The organism is Amycolatopsis sp. FDAARGOS 1241 (assembly GCF_016889705.1).
Classification (GTDB): Bacteria; Actinomycetota; Actinomycetes; order Mycobacteriales; family Pseudonocardiaceae; genus Amycolatopsis.
In genome coordinates, this window is the sequence record NZ_CP069526.1 from 1,235,903 (window position 1) to 1,250,935 (window position 15,033).

Consider the following 15,033-nt stretch of genomic DNA (forward strand, 5'->3'; position numbering starts at 1 on the left):
AACGAGCGGCTTCACGCTGTCGGCCCGACAACCAGGTGCGCCTCGCCGAGGTGGCGGACGCGATCCTCGTGCTGACGGTCGTGGTCACCGGGCTCGCGTCGATCCGGCTCATCCGGCCGCTGCACGCGCTCACGGGCGCCGCGCAACGCATGGAGGCGGGGGAGGCCGGCTCGCGCGTCGAGGTGAAGGGCAAGGACGAGATCGCGCGGCTGGCGCGGGCGTTCAACGACATGTCCGAGGCGCGCGAGCGGCTGGAGACCGCGCGCAAGGCGATGGCCAGCGACATCGCCCACGAGCTGCGCACCCCGCTGGCCAACATCCGTGGGTGGCTCGAAGCCACGCAGGACGGGCTGAGCCGCTTCGACGACGAACTCGTCGCGTCGCTGCCGGAAGAAGCGCTGCATCTGCAGCACATCGTCGACGACCTGCGGGACCTCGCCCTGGCCGACGCCGGTGCGCTGCGCGTGCACCCCGAGCCGATCGACGCGAATTCGCGGCTCGGTCAGCAGCGGCCCACGCCGCGCAACCGCACCGGGTCCGCGGTGATCGCCGGATCGGCCATGGGCACGACGGTGAGGGACACCCCCGCCGCCTCTGTTCGCGTCGCCCTCGCGGGAGCCGCGGACAGCCACAGCGCGGCCGCGCGGGGTGTGGCGCACGGCGTTCGAGACGAGGTTGTCGATTGCCTGCCAGACGGGGTGTTCGAGGCGGCCGACACCGGTGCCGGCATCGCGGCCGAGGACCTGCCGCACGTGTTCGACCGGTTCTGGCGCGCTGAGAAGGCCCGCACGCGCGGTTCCGGCGGCAGCGGGCTGGGCCTGGCGATCGTGCGGAACCTCGCCCAGGCGCACGGCGGCACGGTGGCCGTGCGCAGCACGCTGGGCGAGGGGTCGACGTTCACGCTGCGCTTCCCGGTCGGCTGAGCGTCAGGCGGCGAGCCCCAGGTCGCGGATGAGCTTCGCGACGTGACCGGTCGCGCGGACGTTGTAGAGGGCCTTCGCGACCTTGCCCTCCGCGTCGACGATGAACGTCGAGCGGATGACGCCCTGCACGACGCGGCCGTAGTTCTTCTTTTCCCCGAAGGCACCCCAAGCGGTGAGCACCTTCTTGTCCGGGTCGGACAGCAGCGGGAACGTCAGCTGCTCCTTCTCGACGAACTTCGCGAGCTTCTCCGGCTTGTCCGGCGAGATGCCGAGGACCTGGTAGCCGGCGTCGTTGAACTCAGCGAGATTGTCTCGGAAGTCGCAGGCCTGCTTCGTGCACCCCGGGGTCATGGCGGCGGGGTAGAAGTACACGACCACGGCCTGGCCGCGGAAGTCGCTGAGGGAGACGTCCTTGCCCGTGCTGTCGGGGAGGGTGAAGTCGGGGGCGGCGTCGCCGGTGGAGAGTCGCTGCTCGGTCATGGACGCAGCGTAATTCAGGCAGCCCCGCAGTACGTGACCACGGCGGACTCGGCGGCGCTGGGGCGCACCTGCAGCGTGAGCTTGGTCGGGCGCTCCGGCACGGCGAACGCCAGCGTCAGCTGCGCCGAGCGGCCCTGCTGCAAATCCTTGCCGGCGTCGGTGATGCCCCCGAGGCCCTGCGTCGCGTCGACAATCTGCTTGGTGGGCTTGCCGTCGATCGTCGCGACGACCGACAGGCCCGAGAGCCGGTAGAAGTCCGCGCCGCCGTTGGTGATCTCGACACCGAACGACGCCGCGCGCGAGCTGCGCGGGTAGGCGGCTGGGCCAGGCTGGAACGACTGGGGCGCCGAGACGGAGATCATGATGCCGTTGGCGAACCGGTGCTCCGCGCCGAACTGCAGGTCACGCGCCTGCTGTGCGGCCGCGCCCTTCGCCGGGCCGGTGGCGCCGCCGAGGGCCGCGGTGCCCTCCTGCGCGTCGACGCCGCAGGCCCCCACCGCCGTCAGCAGGCAGGCGGTGAGCAGAAGCTGGGCGGTGCGCGCGGGCGCCATTCGGTGTACTCCAGTCGGGGCGAGGGTTGAGGCCGATCGGCGTAGTCACCGAAGCCGACTCGCTCCACTGTCCCTGCACCTGCACGTGCGCGCGCATGAAGACGCGGACCTGGTGTACAGCCGTGGCCGATCCGTGATCGAAAGGGCACTCCGGGTGACAGTCGTCACCGAAGTGCCACTCAAACGGCCAAGGCGAACAACAGGATGAAGATCGCGACACCGGCGCCCCAGGCGACCATCAGCCACCCGAAGTCACGCACGGGGTCGACCGCGCGGCTCTCCTCGCCGGGGATGTAGACGCCGCGGTTCTCGAACCAGTCCGTCCACTTGCGCAGCAAGCGCAGCGGATTGCGTGACGGCACGACTCACCTCCCGGATCGGCTTCGCCGCTGCCAGCGTACGGGGCGCCCGCCCGCCTGGTGAAGGAGCGTCTCCGAGGCGGAACACGCTGGTCCTGGTCGCTCTCGCGGTGATGCTGCGTGTGTGCTCGGTGGCTCCGGCTCGAGCGGCGACGCCGCCGGGCACCGCGCCGCGCGCGCGTCCGGTGTGGGTGTGCCGGCCTGGGCTGGTGGCGAATCCCTGCAACCAGAACCCGGCGGGTGTCCCTCAGGTGGCTTCGCCGGACTTCACGGTCGGCTATCCGGCGTCGCCGGGCGGGTGCCCAGCGCAGGCGATCCGGCGAACTCGGCCAGCCGCGCCGCGATCATCGGCGAATCGAACTGCCCTTGCACGTCGGCGTGGACGAAGGGCTCGGCCGCGTCCTCGTCGAGCGGCTCCCGTAACGGCCGGTCGTTGAGGCCGAGGAAGAACCGATGGCGGTCCAGGCGAGGCGTTTGTTGCCGTCGATGAGCGGGTGCCCGCGGCCGAGCGATTCCATGAGCGCCGCCGCCTTCCCCCACACTCCCGGGTTCGCGTCCTCACCGAGCACGGACGTCCGCGGCCGCGCGACGGCCGCCGCGAGGATCGCCGTGTCGCGCACCGCGAACTCCCCGCGCGCTACCCGCCGCGCGACGACCACAAAGTCGTGGACGCTCAAGTACTCGGTCACCGCGCGAGCCTCTCGTTGAGTTCCGCGCTCACCTCGAGCACCCGCTCCAGCACCGCGGCGCGCCGCTCGGCCCGCGCCCTCGGGGCGGCCGGCAACGTCTCCCGCACGCTCCGCCCCGGCCTCCGCCTGCCGCTCGAGCTCCCGCAACTCCCGGTCGCTGAACTCGACGGGCAACCTCCGGGCCAACCCGGAACCTTGGAGCCTGCGACGCGCTGGCGAACCCCGGTTTTCCGCGTCCCGCCCAGGAACCGTCACCATGACCCGGGCCCGTTGCCGCCCTGCGCAGGTCCGCCCGGCGGGTACTGCGCCGGTGGGATCGCCCGCCGCCAACCGAGCCCTGCCCCGCGGGCCCCGCCCACGACGACGGTTGCGGCAGCGGCCCCGTCCCCGGTGGACCGGCCCACCCCTTCCCATCCGCGAGTTGCCCAGCTCCGCCGGCCCCGGGTGCGGCTTGCGCGAGCGGACCCGCCGGTGGCTCAGCTTTGTGGTGTGTGCGGTGGCGACATGATCCCCCGCATGGCGCTGTTCGGCGTGCAGCTGCCGCGTGTGCCGGGGCACGAGATCGCCGGCGGCGTCGACGCGGTCGGCGAGGGCGTGACCATGTGGCAGGTAGGCGACAAGGTCGGCGTCGGCTGGTCCGGTGGCGTCGACTTGACCTGCGAGTTCTGCCGGCGCGGTGATTTCACCGGCTGCGTCGAACGCACGATCGTGGGTGCTTCTTACGACGGGGGCTACGCCGAGTACATGGTTGCGCCGGAGGACGCGGTGGCTCGGGTGCCGGACGAACTGTCCTTCGAAGAGGCGTCGCCGTTGATGTGCGCCGGCATCACCGCCTTCAACGCGCTGCGCCACGCCAAGGCCGGCCCCGGCGATCTCGTCGCGGTGCAGGGTGTGGGCGGCGTCCCACCTCGCGGTCCAGTTCGCGAACCGGATGGGTTTCCGCACGGTCGCGATCAACCGCGGCCGTGCGAAGGAGGAGCTCGCGCGCAGCCTCGGCGTCGACGAGTACATCGACAGCGCCCAGGGCAGCGCCGGCGAGGCCGTGAGGAAGATGGGCGGCGCGTCCGTGATCCTCGGGACCGTCGACCACGCCGACCCGCAGTCGGACCTGATCACCGGCCTGCGTCCCAGCGGCCAGGTGATCGTGCTCGAGGGGCCAGCAGCCGATCCAGGTCACCGGTCACCTGCTGGCGACCGACCGGCTGAACCTCTCCAGCTTCTACTGCGGGGTGGCGCAGGACAGTCAGGACACGATGAACTTCGCCGTGCTGCGGGGCGTCCGCCCGATCATCGAGACGTTCCCGCTCGAGCAGGCCGAGGAGGCCTTCCCGCACATGCCGAAGGGCAACATCCGCGTGGTGCTGAAGATCGCCGACTGAGCCGGTTTTCGAGAACGCGCTCATCCCGCTCGTGGGGTGGGCGCGTTCTCCAGTTTCAGGGCGATCCCGTCGAGCAGTGCGCGCAAGCCGAGCTCGAACAGCTCGTCGAGGTCGAGGTCGTAACCCTCGGACTCCAGCGTCGTGAGCATGCGGCTGAACACGGGGAAGCGCCCCGAGCTCATCATCGCGGCGTGACCCGGCGCCTGGGCTGCCATCCACTCGTCCTCGGTGAGCCCCGACGTGCCGGCGGCGTGCCGCTCGCGTTCGAGGTGGACGGCGACGCCCTGGACGTAGCTGAAGAACAGCACGTGGAGGTCGCACATCGCCGCGGCGGACAGGCCGTGGCCGTCCAGCGCGCTCAGCGCCTGCTCCGCGTGGGTGGCGAGGTTGGGCAGCGGCAGCGGGCGCGTGATGGGGGACAGCTGCGCGAGCCACGGGTGCCTGCGGTACAGCGACCACAGCGTGCGCCCGGCGAGTTCGAGCCGCTCACGCCAGCCCGCCGGCGGCCGGGCCGGGTACCCGCGTTCGGCGAACGCCGCGTCGGCCATGAGGACCACGAGCTCGTCGCGGCCGGCGACGTACCGGTACGGCGCCATCCCCGCGACGCCCAGCCGCGCCGCGACGCCGCGCATCGACAACGCCGACAGACCTTCTTCGTCGGCGATCGTGATCGCCGTGCGGACGATCCGCTCCTGTGACAGGCCAGGTGGTCGCGTTCGCCCCCTCACCGCCGGCTGCTTGCCCGCGACGACGGTGCCGGACCGCGGTTCGGCCCGCACCAGGCCTTCCTGGCCGAGCGCCGCGAGCGCTTTGGCCGCGGTGGCCGTCGCGACGCCCCACTCGGCGGCGATCCGGCGGGTCGAGGGGACCTTCGCGCCCGGCGCGAGCTCTCCGTCGGCGATGCGGCGGCGCAGGTCAGCGGCTATCTCGAGGTAGCGCTGCTTGGTCATCGTGCTCCCGTCTGTACTAGGACAGTTCAGCAACTGTACTAGGTCAGTTTTGGCGCGGCTGCCTGATCGTCGCCAGTGTTTGTCGCGTAAGGATACGACGCACACTTGGAGGAACCCATGCGCAACGTCCTCATCTCCGGCGCCGGCATCGGCGGCCCCGCTCTGGCCTGCTTCCTGCGCCGCGCCGGGTTCACGGTGACCGTCGTCGAGCGCGCGCCCGGGCTGCGGGAGGGCGGACAGGCGGTCGACATCCGCGGCGTCGCGCTCGACGTCGTCGACCGGCTGGGGCTGGGCGCCGAGGTGCGTGCGCTGCGCACGCGCATGCGCGGGATGTCCGTGGTGGACGGAACGGGCACTGAGCTGGTCCGTTCGGAGGAAACGGTGTTCAGCAGTGGCCGTCTCGACAGCCCGGACGTCGAGCTCGTCCGCGACGACCTGGTTTCGTTGCTGTACAAGGCAACGTGCGACGACGTCGAGTACGTCTTCGGCGACTCGATCACGGCACTGGAGCAGCTCGGTCACGGCGTGCGCGTCGAGTTCGAGCACGGCGGGTTCCGCACGTTCGACGTGGTCGTCGGCGCCGACGGCCTCCACTCGACCGTGCGGCGGCTGGCGTTCGGGCCGGAAGAAGGCTTCGCCCGGCACCTCGGGCAGCACCTGGCGATCTTCCCGGCCCCCAATGTCCTCGGCCTCGACAACTGGCAGGTGTGGTTCCGCGACGGTGAAACCGGCGGCGCGGTGTACCCGGTGCACGACAACGCGGAACTGCGCGTGACCCTGGGCTTCGCGTCGCCGCCGCTGGCCTACGACCACCGCGATGTGGTGGCGCAGAAGCAGATCGTGGCCGCACGCCTGGCCGGCGCGGGCTGGGAGGTGCCGCGCCTGCTGTCCGAAATGGACAGCGCTCTGAACTTCTACTTCGACGCCATGCAGCAGATCACGATGGACTCCTGGACCACCGGCCGCGTCGCCCTCATCGGCGACGCGGGGTACTGCGCGTCGCCGCTTTCGGGCCAGGGCACGAGCCTGGCGCTCGTCGGCGCCTACGTGCTCGCGACGGAACTCGCCCGCCACGACATCGCACCGGCGTTTGCGGCGTACGAGGAGCGGATGCGCCCGTTCGTGCTCGCGAACCAGGCGCTGGCCACAGAGAACCCCGAGGGGCCGGCGGCGGAGGAATCCGTGGACCGCGCCAAGAACGCGATCATCTTGCCGTAACCCTCACCGGCTCTGACTGACGCGCGCTGTGCCACGGGGCTCAGGCGGACGGCCGGCCGTAGGCGCTGCCGTCGTTGCTGCGCTCCAGGAACCCCTCGTCCACGAGGTAGCGGCGCAGCGCCGCGTGGTCGTCGTGCACGGCGCCGAGCTTGGCGCGCACCTCGCGCTCGGTGTAGACGCGCCCCGGCTCGAACCCGTCGGCCAGCCGCGCCAGCAACGCCTGCCGCACCTTCCCCGGCCGCGGCAGCGCGACGAGGCGGCCCTTCGTGAACAACGCTTCCACCGGGTCGGCCGGTGGTCTGGTCAACGCTTTCGCGAACACCTCCGGCACCGCCCGGCAGCGACCCGCGTCGAGCGTGATCAGCCCGGCGGCCGCCAGGCGCTGCGCGAGTTTCCGCGTCCGCCGGTCCGCGGGCGCCGGCAGCCCGTCCGGAGCGCTGCAGACCTGCACGAAGAACCGGAGCCGCTCGGGGTCGGCGAGCGCGGAGACCAGAGCTTCGGGGGACGGCATGTCCGGACGGTACCGCCGGTTGCCCCGCGCACGCACCGGATTTGCCTGCGGCGTCAGGGGTTCGCGTCGAGTTCGGCCAAGCACCCGTTGCGGGCCTGCCGGCCGTCGATCGAGCTGCCGGCACGGCACCCATAACGAACACTCATGACCTCGGGCACCCTGCTCGGGAGCGGAGTTGAGGATCATGGTTTCCGATGATGTGGCGGACGGACTCACCAACAGACAGCACAACGGCGTGCCGGGTCAGGCTTCCCGAGGCGCCACGTCCGGCCCCGCTGCGGCCGGACGCCACCGCCGGGGAGGCGCTGACGGCGTTCCTGCGAGCCCAGCGGGAACGGCTCGTTCAGTCCGAGCTGGCGATCCGGCAGGACCTGCCGGACGCCGCGTTCGACCTCCGGACCGCGGTCCGGCGCACCCGGGCGGCGCTGCGCACCTACCGGCCGCTGGTGGCCGACGAGCAGCTGGTCACCGAGCTGATCGACGAGCTGCGCTGGCTGGGCCGTGAGGTGTCCGCGGCCCGGGATGCCCAGGTCGCCCGGGAGCGGATCAGCGCCGGGCTGGACGAGCTGGACGACGAGCTGCGCCGGGGCCCGGTGCGGACCTTGGTCGCCGGGCACTTCGCCCGGGTCGACGCGGCGGCCGGCGCCGCGCTGTCCGAGGCGCTGGACTCGCCCCGCTGGCCGGCCGTGCGCGACCGGCTCGAGGCGTTCGTCGACGAGCCGGCACTCACCGTGCCGGCCGAGCGCCCGGCATGCACCGAGCTGCTGGTGCACCTGCGGTCGACGGCCCAGCTGCTGCTCGAGGCGGTGCGGCGGGGTGACCCGTCGGACGCCGGGCTGCACGCGGTGCGCAAGGTCGCCCGCCACCTGCGCGAGTCAGCGCTGGTGGCCCGCCCGGTCGTGGGCCCGCCGGCCAAACGCTTCGACCGCAGGCTGGAAAAACTGCGGCGGTTGCTCGGCGAACACCAGGACAGCGTGGTCAGCCGCCGGGCGCTCACCGAGCTGCTCATCGAGGCGGAGCGGGCCGGGCACAGCGGGTTCACCTTCGCGTTGTTGTACGGCCAGGAGCGAGCCCGCGCCGAGGCGGTCCGTACCAGGCTGCCCCGCTGCTGGGACCGGACCTGGCGCCCGGCGTACTTGGGCTGGCTGGACGCGCCCCTGGTGCTGACCTGAGCATTCGCCGATCTCGGGAAGACGTCCGCGCCCGAACACGACCACGTCGAAACGGCGCGAGACAAGCCGGAGCAGGGGGTGGGATCGAGACTTGCTCAAAGCGCACGGCGCCGGTCACGATTCCCGGTGGACCCGGGTCCGCGCGGCTCCATCGAGTGTGAGCCGAACACCGCGTCGAGGCCCGTCCTCGCGCGAAACACAACCGAGCCGGGGAAATCCGGAGGCCGCCGCGCGGAGGTTCCGCGCGGCGGTCCGGCGTCAGTTTGTCTGGCTGCTGCCGCCGTCGGAGATGTCGCCCGCGGCCCGGTTGTCGCCGGGTTCTGGGTTGGGGCCTTCGTGCCTGATGGCGAGACGACGTTGTGCGAGGACAAGGGCCCTCGCGCGATGGGCCACCCCCGAGGAGAGCGAGGCACTGCGCGTCTGAACCCGCAGCGCGCGGGTACCTGAGGACGGACCGGATCACCCCCGCCCAGCAGCAGAGCCCGCCCGGGTCGACCGACGCGATGACCCCGCGGCCCGACCACGGCGAACACACCTACCGTGGCTCGGGGAAGCTGACCGGCAAGGCCGCGCTGATCACCGGGGCCGACAGTGGCATCGGCCGTGCGGTGGCGATCGCGTATGCCCGCGAAGGCGCCGATGTGCTGATCTCCTACCTGGACGAACACGAGGATGCGGAAGAGACACGGCGTTGGGTCGTAGAGGTCGGCCGCAAGGCGGTGCTCGTGCCCGGCGACGTCGCGGATCGGGCGCACTGCCGGACGCTGGTCGCTCGCGCGGTCGAGGAGTTCGGCCGGCTCGACGTGCTCGTGAACAACGCGGCGTACCAAATGACCCATGAGACGCTGGAGGAGATCTCCGACGAGGAGTGGGACCTCACCCTCGCGACCAACCTCAGCGCGTTCTTCCACCTCGTGAAGGCCGCCGTGCCGCACCTGAAGCCGGGTGCGGCGATCATCGGCAGCTCGTCGGTGAACTCCGACAACCCGACGTCGCAGCTGCTGCCCTATGACGTGACGAAAGCGGTTGTCGCGAACATGACGGCGGCTTTGGCGCAACTGCTGGGGCCCAAGGGAATCCGCGCCAACAGCGTCGCGCCCGGCCCGATCTGGACGCCACTGATCCCGTCGACGATGCCCGATGGCCAGGTGGAGTCCTTCGGTGCGCAGGTGCCCCTGGGCCGCGCCGGACAGCCCGCGGAGCTCGCTCCGGTCCACGTGCTGCTCGCCTCCGATGACGGCAGCTACGTGTCCGGGGCACGGGTCGCCGTGACGGGCGGGGTGCCCATCCTTTGACCGGCGACCGGCGGGGCAGGCCCCGCCCTTCGACGATGGCGTCGTGGTCGTACTGGCCGCCGTCGAAACCGGTTCTCCGGTGGCCATGACGGGGTTGTGTCGTTCGTCTCGGGACACGGCACCTGCGTCGGCCGTGGATGGTGCCCACGCGGTGCCCGGCAATCATCCGGCGAGCTGTGGTTTCCGTTGGAAGCGCGGGGGTATGTCCCCCGGCGGACGAGACGGAGGTGGCTGCGATGAGCGGACGGCGGCGAGAGCCGGAAGGACCGACGAAGTTGTCGGCGAACTCGTGGCGGGCCGTGCTCACCAGGACGGCGAAGCAGTTCGGCCGTGACAACCTCACCGACTGGGCCGCGGCGTTGACGTACTACGGTGTGTTGTCGATCTTTCCCGCTCTCGTGGTGCTGATGGCCGTGCTCGGCCTGCTGGGGCAGAGCGCGACGCAGACCGTCATCGACAACGTCAGCCAGATCGTTCCCGGACAGGGCCGGCAGATCCTGGTGGGGGCGATCCGGGAGCTGTCCGGGTCGAAGGGCTTCGCCGGTCCGCTGGCCGTGATCGGGTTGCTCGGTGCGCTGTGGTCGGCTTCGGGCTACCTCGGTGCGTTCATGCGGGCGGGCAACGCGATCTACGGCATGCCGGAAGGGCGTCCACTGTGGAAGGTGCTGCCGCTGCGGGTGGCGCTGACGGTCACGATCGTGGTGGTGCTGGTGGTCTGCACCCTCGGCGTGGTGGCCACGGGTTCGGTCGCGCAGCGGATCGGTGATCTGCTCGGCGTGGGCCGGACCGGGCTGTTGGTGTGGGAGATCGCCAAGTGGCCGGTGATCGCGGTGCTGATCAGCCTGGTTTTCGCGCTCCTGTACTGGGCGGGCCCCAACGTGCGGCAGCCGGGTTTCAAGTGGCTCACACCGGGCGGGTTGCTCGCGGTCGTGCTGTGGGTGGCGGCCTCGGCGGGGTTCGCCCTGTACGTTGCGAACTTCGGTTCGTACAACAAGACCTACGGCTCACTCGCCGGCGTCATCGTTTTCCTGGTGTGGTTGTGGATCTCGAATATCGCCGTGCTGCTGGGTGCCGAACTGGACGCCGAGCTGGCCCGCGGTCGCCGGCTCGAGGAGGACGACCACGTCGGTGAGGGCGAGCCGTTCCTGCCGCCCCGGGACACCCGGGCCATGGACGCGGACGAAGCGGCGGAGGTGGCCGGTGACGCCGTCCGGGAGTGACCAGGGCCGGTCATCGCTCCCGCAGTTCATCTGGTGGTACCGGCAGTGTCCAGGATCACGCGTCGAAGGATCGACGCCGGCTCACCGCCCGATCCGTATGCCGGGGCACGCGCGATGGGTGCGTGCCCGTCCGAAGACCCCAGTGCGGATCGCGGAACGTGGTGGGGCCGGAGAGACTCGAACTCTCACTGGCACGGACCTAAACCGTGTGCCTCTGCCAATTGGGCTACGGCCCCCGAAGCCTCGGGAATCGTAGCGCGCGCCACGTTCGTGGTCGCTCGGCGTGGCCAGTGGCCGGTCGGGGGGTGTTGTCCTCTAACGTGGGCGCCTACAGTCCGACGCGGCGAGGAGGGCACGTGGCGCGCGACCCCGAGACCATCGAGCGTGAGATCGAGCAGGCCAGGACGGCTCTGGCGGCGACGCTCGATCAGCTGGGCACCAAGGCGGACCCCCAGAAGCTCGCGGACAAGGCCAAGGACGGCATCCGCGCGAAGTTCGACGACCCGAAGGTCAAGTACCCGCTGATCGGCGTCGGGGCGCTGATCGTCGCGCTGCTGATCCGCAAGCTGTTCCGCTGAGCTGCGGAGCCTGCGGACGGGCGCGCTGAAGCGAGCACTGCGCAAACGCGCGAACCGGTGGAAACGGTTGGGTTGCCCCGTGCCCTCGTCGGCAGGCTCGCGGCGCGAACGGTGCGAAAGCCGGCGACGACGAACCGGCCGGCCGGGGCTTCTGCTCCGGCGGCACGGTGACCTGGGGATCAGCTCCGCCGCGCGACCGATGGCTTCGCGGCAGCACTGGCCGCGGCGCTCGCGCGGTCGGTCTTCTTCCCGGGGCCGGCCTTGCGGTCTTCGACCTCCTTGGGGAGCTGCTTGCTCGGCGGCATCGGCGGCTTGGCCGCGGATTCGGCCTCGGCCGCCCCAGAAGACTTCTTCGGCGCCGCGGCGCCGCCGGACGGCGGGACCTCCAGCGGTTCGATGTCCGGGAGGGTGAGCCGGGCGGCCATGTACGTGCTGGTGAACTCCAGCGCGCTCCCGTTGAGCAGGTGCACGACAGTGGGTCGCTCGTCCGGGGCGACCTCGTCGACCAGCTGGTCCGCGCGGTCGCGCGCCGCGATGATGCCGGGTGCCTTGGCGCTGACCTCCTTGCCGCGGCCGCTGACGGTGATCGTCCAGTCGTCGTTCTCGTGCGCGTACCTCGCCGTGATCGTCTCCACCACTACCTCACCCCTCTCGTCATCAGCGTGCTTCACTGGCCGGGACTCGGCCACCGCACGCTCATGACGCGATTCCTGCGCCCCCGCGCAGCTCGCGACTGACCATCAGTCTTTTTACAGGGTTCTCGATACCGTAATAAAACTCTGTGTCACAAGACACCAGAGAGGATTCGCACTGAGTGACGACCGAATGGTCTAATGCACGTGCAGCTTCACGGGTGATTCAACCCGCGCTTCGTGACAGTCCGGACCAGAGCAGATCCATGGCGTAACCGGTCGCCATCTCAGGGGTCACGTCCGGGAAGCGCTCGCACCAGATCGCCAGCCGCTCACACGCGCCCACCACGAACTCGGCCGACGCTTCGGCGCGCAGTTCGTCCTCGCTGTCGAGGTAGCCGCTCATCAGCGCGGCGATGAGGTCGGTCTGCTGGCGGCGGGTCTGCTCGATCTCGTCCGCGGCCGGCGTGCCGATCAGCGCCATCTCGTGCCGCAGCAGCGACCACGCCTCCCGCCGCTCGCGGATGAAGACGAAGAACGCCAGCAACCCGCGCCGCAGGGCGTCCTCGGCGGACGGGGCGCCGACGATCGACTGCTCCGTGACCTCGCGCAACGCCGCTCGCGACTGCCGGATGCACGCCAGCAGCAGGCCCTCCTTCGAACGGAAGTACTCGTACAGCATCGGTTTCGAGACGCCCACGAGCTCGGCGATCTCGTCCATCGAGGCGGACGCGTAGCCGCGTTCGGTGAACACCCGCTCGGCGACCTCGATCATCTGCCGTTCGCGCTCGGCCCGGGGCATGCGCTTGCGTTTCGCGGTGGTCACGGGAACACTCTACGGCCGGTAACCTACTCAAAGTAGGATGGACTCCGGGTAACAGTACACGGGAGGGCGAATGGGCAATCGCACCGAGACCGGGGTCATCGTGGTCGGGACCGGCTTCTCCGGCCTGGGCATGGCGATCCAGCTGCGGAAAGACGGCCGCGAGGACTTCGTGATCCTCGAGAAGGCCGAGGCCGTCGGCGGCACCTGGCGCGACAACAGCTACCCCGGCTGCGCGTGTGACATCCCGTCGCACATGTACTCGTTCTCGTTCGAGCAGAACCCCGGCTGGTCGCGCGCCTACTCATCCCAGCCGGAGATCTGGCGCTACCTGCGCGACGTCACCGACAAGTACGGCCTGCGCCGCCACATCCGCTTCGGCCAGGAGATGACCGGCGCGCGCTGGGACGCCGACGAGAACCGGTGGCACGTCAGCACCAAAGGTGGCGGCGAGTTCGTCGCGAAGGCTCTGGTCGCGGGCGTCGGTGCGCTGCACCGGCCGCAGATCCCGGACCTGCCTGGCATCGAGGAGTTCGCCGGTCCCGCGTTCCACTCCGCGCAGTGGGACCACGAGTACGACCTGACCGGCAAGCGCGTCGCCGTGATCGGCACCGGCGCGAGCGCGGTGCAGTTCGTGCCGGAGATCGCCCCGAAGGTCGCGCAGCTGACGCTGTTCCAGCGCACGCCGCCGTGGGTCATGCCGAAGGCCGACCACGACATGCCGGGCTGGGCGCGTGGCCTGTTCAAGGCGCTGCCGCTCGCGCAGCGCGCCTACCGCGACATCCTGTACTGGACGCTCGAAGCCCGTGCGATCGGCTTCAACGGCCAGCCGTGGGTGATGAAGCTCGGCCAGCGGATCGCGAAGCGCAACATCGACCACGCCGTGTCCGACCCGGTGCTGCGGGCGAAGCTGACGCCGGACTACACCATGGGCTGCAAGCGGGTGCTGATCTCCAACGACTACTACCCGGCGCTGGCCAGGGACAACGTCGACGTGGTCACCGACGGCGTCGCCGAGGTCCGCGAGCACAGCGTCGTCGACGCGGCCGGCGTGGAGCACGAAGTCGACGCGATCGTCTACGGCACCGGCTTCCACGTGACCGACGCGTTCGACACCCTCGAGATCATCGGCCGCGACGGGCGCAACCTCGCCAAGGAGTGGGCGGCCGAGGGGATGCGCACGCACCTCGGGATTACCGTCAACGGCTTCCCGAACCTGTTCTTCCTGCTCGGGCCCAACACCGGCCTCGGGCACAACTCCGTGGTCTTCATGATCGAAGCCCAGATCTCCTACATCGCCCAGGCGCTGCGGCTCGCGCGCGGCCGCGCGCTCGAACCGCGGGCCGACGTGCAGGAGGCGTTCAACACCGACGTGCAGCGCAAGCTCGCGAAGGGCATCTGGACGCAGGGCGGCTGCAAGAGCTGGTACCTCGATGCGAAGGGCGTGAACCGCACCATCTGGCCCGGCTTCACGTGGCGCTACTGGCTCGACACCCGCACCGTCCGGCGCGAGGACTACGAACTGCTCGGCTGACCGGACGAGGGTACGAAGGGGACTTTCGCGGCAGGGGAGGAGGCGCGAAAGTCCCCCTCGTGGTCTGTGGAGTGGCTTGTGGAGGGCGTGCGGGGTCGGCGCACGGACCACGGCGAGCCGTGGGCGTGCGCGAACCACGCGGGGAGGTGCGGGGGCTTTCGCGGCCTCCGACGACGCGAAAGCCCCCGTCCGGATGAAGCCCGGCTCCGGGATCAGGCCGGGGCGAGCTTGCGCAGGTGGCTGATCAGCTCCACGACCGGCAGGTCGCACAGCTCGGCCATCCGCTCGAGTGCCGGGAGGTCGAGGGACACCTCCGAGCCGGACCCGGCACCCGGCTCCGGGGTGCGCCGCAGGCGGTCTTCGGCCCAGCGGCGAAGCGGCAGCAGCTCCGGTGCGGCCTCGGCGACGACCCGGTTCAGGTCGACGCGCACGCGACCCGGTTCTTCGACGAACACGCGCCGGTGCACCTTGGCCAGCAAGTCCTGGGGCAGCTCGTCCATCGCGACGCACAGTTCGACCAGGCGCACGACGGAACACTGCCGCGTGCCCAGCTCGTACGTCGCCAGCGTCTGCAGCGAGATCTCGCTCTGCAGATGCGTGTTCAGCTCCTTGCGCGTCCACCCTCGCCTGCGCCGGAGCTTGCGGAGCTCGTCTCCGAGTATCCGCTGGTAGTGCTCAGCGTCGATCACCACTTCCTCGTCCCCTGCCCTGCTCAACGC

At 70.7% G+C, this 15,033-nt stretch carries 17 protein-coding genes, 1 tRNA gene and 2 pseudogenes; 10 read left to right on the plus strand and 10 right to left on the minus strand.

Annotated elements, in window-relative coordinates:
- Positions 1-50: 50 nt before the first annotated feature.
- Positions 51-923 carry a cell wall metabolism sensor histidine kinase WalK gene (locus tag I6J71_RS06040; protein ID WP_239154464.1) on the plus strand — a complete coding sequence of 291 codons (873 nt, stop codon included), beginning with the start codon at positions 51-53 and terminating at the stop codon, positions 921-923.
- A 3-nt stretch (positions 924-926) separates the two neighbouring features.
- Here the strand turns inward: I6J71_RS06040 and bcp are convergent, their stop codons facing one another.
- The 4 genes from bcp to I6J71_RS47705 form a co-directional block, all read right to left on the minus strand.
- Positions 927-1,403, minus strand: a complete 477-nt coding sequence (gene bcp, locus I6J71_RS06045) for a thioredoxin-dependent thiol peroxidase (RefSeq protein ID WP_204093814.1) — start codon at positions 1,401-1,403, stop codon at positions 927-929.
- A gap of 14 nt (positions 1,404-1,417) precedes the next feature.
- Complete coding sequence (locus I6J71_RS06050; RefSeq protein WP_204093815.1) at positions 1,418-1,954, minus strand: hypothetical protein; 537 nt, start codon at positions 1,952-1,954, stop codon at positions 1,418-1,420.
- 179 nt (positions 1,955-2,133) lie between these two features.
- On the minus strand, positions 2,134-2,316 hold the full coding sequence (locus tag I6J71_RS06055) for a hypothetical protein (RefSeq protein ID WP_204093816.1): 183 nt from the start codon (positions 2,314-2,316) through the stop codon (positions 2,134-2,136).
- A 341-nt stretch (positions 2,317-2,657) separates the two neighbouring features.
- A complete protein-coding gene (locus I6J71_RS47705) occupies positions 2,658-3,002 on the minus strand; it encodes a type II toxin-antitoxin system death-on-curing family toxin (RefSeq protein ID WP_239154465.1) in 345 nt (114 codons plus the stop codon).
- A gap of 489 nt (positions 3,003-3,491) precedes the next feature.
- Between I6J71_RS47705 and I6J71_RS50345 the strand changes: the two are divergent.
- The 3 genes and pseudogenes from I6J71_RS50345 to I6J71_RS06070 form a co-directional block, all read left to right on the plus strand.
- Positions 3,492-3,761, plus strand: a pseudogene (locus I6J71_RS50345) (alcohol dehydrogenase catalytic domain-containing protein); the annotation flags it as partial.
- Positions 3,762-3,933: 172 nt separating this feature from the next.
- Positions 3,934-4,092: pseudogene (locus I6J71_RS50350) on the plus strand (alcohol dehydrogenase); the annotation flags it as partial.
- A 139-nt stretch (positions 4,093-4,231) separates the two neighbouring features.
- Entirely contained in the window at positions 4,232-4,381 is a 150-nt protein-coding gene (locus I6J71_RS06070; RefSeq protein WP_204093819.1) for a hypothetical protein, read from the plus strand.
- A gap of 20 nt (positions 4,382-4,401) precedes the next feature.
- On the opposite strand, the gene I6J71_RS06075 is transcribed toward I6J71_RS06070, so the two are convergent.
- Complete coding sequence (locus I6J71_RS06075) at positions 4,402-5,331, minus strand: TetR/AcrR family transcriptional regulator C-terminal domain-containing protein (protein ID WP_204093820.1); 930 nt, start codon at positions 5,329-5,331, stop codon at positions 4,402-4,404.
- A gap of 117 nt (positions 5,332-5,448) precedes the next feature.
- On the opposite strand from I6J71_RS06075, the gene I6J71_RS06080 reads away from it, so the two are divergent.
- Positions 5,449-6,549, plus strand: a complete 1,101-nt coding sequence (locus I6J71_RS06080) for an FAD-dependent monooxygenase (protein WP_204093821.1) — start codon at positions 5,449-5,451, stop codon at positions 6,547-6,549.
- Between the two features lie 40 nt (positions 6,550-6,589).
- Here I6J71_RS06080 and I6J71_RS06085 read toward each other — a convergent pair whose 3' ends face one another.
- Positions 6,590-7,060 carry a DUF2087 domain-containing protein gene (locus I6J71_RS06085; RefSeq protein ID WP_204093822.1) on the minus strand — a complete coding sequence of 157 codons (471 nt, stop codon included), beginning with the start codon at positions 7,058-7,060 and terminating at the stop codon, positions 6,590-6,592.
- A 194-nt stretch (positions 7,061-7,254) separates the two neighbouring features.
- On the opposite strand from I6J71_RS06085, the gene I6J71_RS06090 reads away from it, so the two are divergent.
- The 3 genes from I6J71_RS06090 to I6J71_RS06100 all read left to right on the plus strand — a co-directional run bounded on the left by I6J71_RS06090 (position 7,255) and on the right by I6J71_RS06100 (position 10,747).
- Positions 7,255-8,232 (plus strand): CHAD domain-containing protein, encoded by a 978-nt coding sequence (locus tag I6J71_RS06090; RefSeq protein WP_204093823.1) that lies wholly within the window; start codon positions 7,255-7,257, stop codon positions 8,230-8,232.
- A gap of 503 nt (positions 8,233-8,735) precedes the next feature.
- Positions 8,736-9,527 carry an SDR family oxidoreductase gene (locus I6J71_RS06095; protein WP_204093824.1) on the plus strand — a complete coding sequence of 264 codons (792 nt, stop codon included), beginning with the start codon at positions 8,736-8,738 and terminating at the stop codon, positions 9,525-9,527.
- Positions 9,528-9,763: 236 nt separating this feature from the next.
- Positions 9,764-10,747: a YihY/virulence factor BrkB family protein gene (locus I6J71_RS06100; RefSeq protein ID WP_204093825.1), complete on the plus strand. Its 984-nt coding sequence runs from the start codon at positions 9,764-9,766 to the stop codon at positions 10,745-10,747.
- Between the two features lie 159 nt (positions 10,748-10,906).
- On the opposite strand, the gene I6J71_RS06105 is transcribed toward I6J71_RS06100, so the two are convergent.
- A tRNA-Leu gene (locus I6J71_RS06105) sits at positions 10,907-10,983 on the minus strand.
- A 120-nt stretch (positions 10,984-11,103) separates the two neighbouring features.
- Here I6J71_RS06105 and I6J71_RS06110 point away from each other — a divergent pair.
- Entirely contained in the window at positions 11,104-11,325 is a 222-nt protein-coding gene (locus tag I6J71_RS06110) for a DUF3618 domain-containing protein (protein ID WP_204093826.1), read from the plus strand.
- 179 nt (positions 11,326-11,504) lie between these two features.
- On the opposite strand, the gene I6J71_RS06115 is transcribed toward I6J71_RS06110, so the two are convergent.
- Both I6J71_RS06115 and I6J71_RS06120 read right to left on the minus strand, forming a co-directional pair.
- Positions 11,505-11,963 carry a hypothetical protein gene (locus I6J71_RS06115; RefSeq protein WP_204093827.1) on the minus strand — a complete coding sequence of 153 codons (459 nt, stop codon included), beginning with the start codon at positions 11,961-11,963 and terminating at the stop codon, positions 11,505-11,507.
- Between the two features lie 220 nt (positions 11,964-12,183).
- Positions 12,184-12,783 (minus strand): TetR/AcrR family transcriptional regulator, encoded by a 600-nt coding sequence (locus I6J71_RS06120; protein ID WP_239154466.1) that lies wholly within the window; start codon positions 12,781-12,783, stop codon positions 12,184-12,186.
- A 70-nt stretch (positions 12,784-12,853) separates the two neighbouring features.
- Between I6J71_RS06120 and I6J71_RS06125 the strand changes: the two genes are divergently transcribed.
- Positions 12,854-14,314: an NAD(P)/FAD-dependent oxidoreductase gene (locus I6J71_RS06125; RefSeq protein WP_204093828.1), complete on the plus strand. Its 1,461-nt coding sequence runs from the start codon at positions 12,854-12,856 to the stop codon at positions 14,312-14,314.
- A gap of 212 nt (positions 14,315-14,526) precedes the next feature.
- On the opposite strand, the gene I6J71_RS06130 is transcribed toward I6J71_RS06125, so the two are convergent.
- Positions 14,527-15,006, minus strand: a complete 480-nt coding sequence (locus I6J71_RS06130; RefSeq protein ID WP_204096898.1) for a helix-turn-helix domain-containing protein — start codon at positions 15,004-15,006, stop codon at positions 14,527-14,529.
- Between the last annotated feature and the right edge of the window lie 27 nt (positions 15,007-15,033).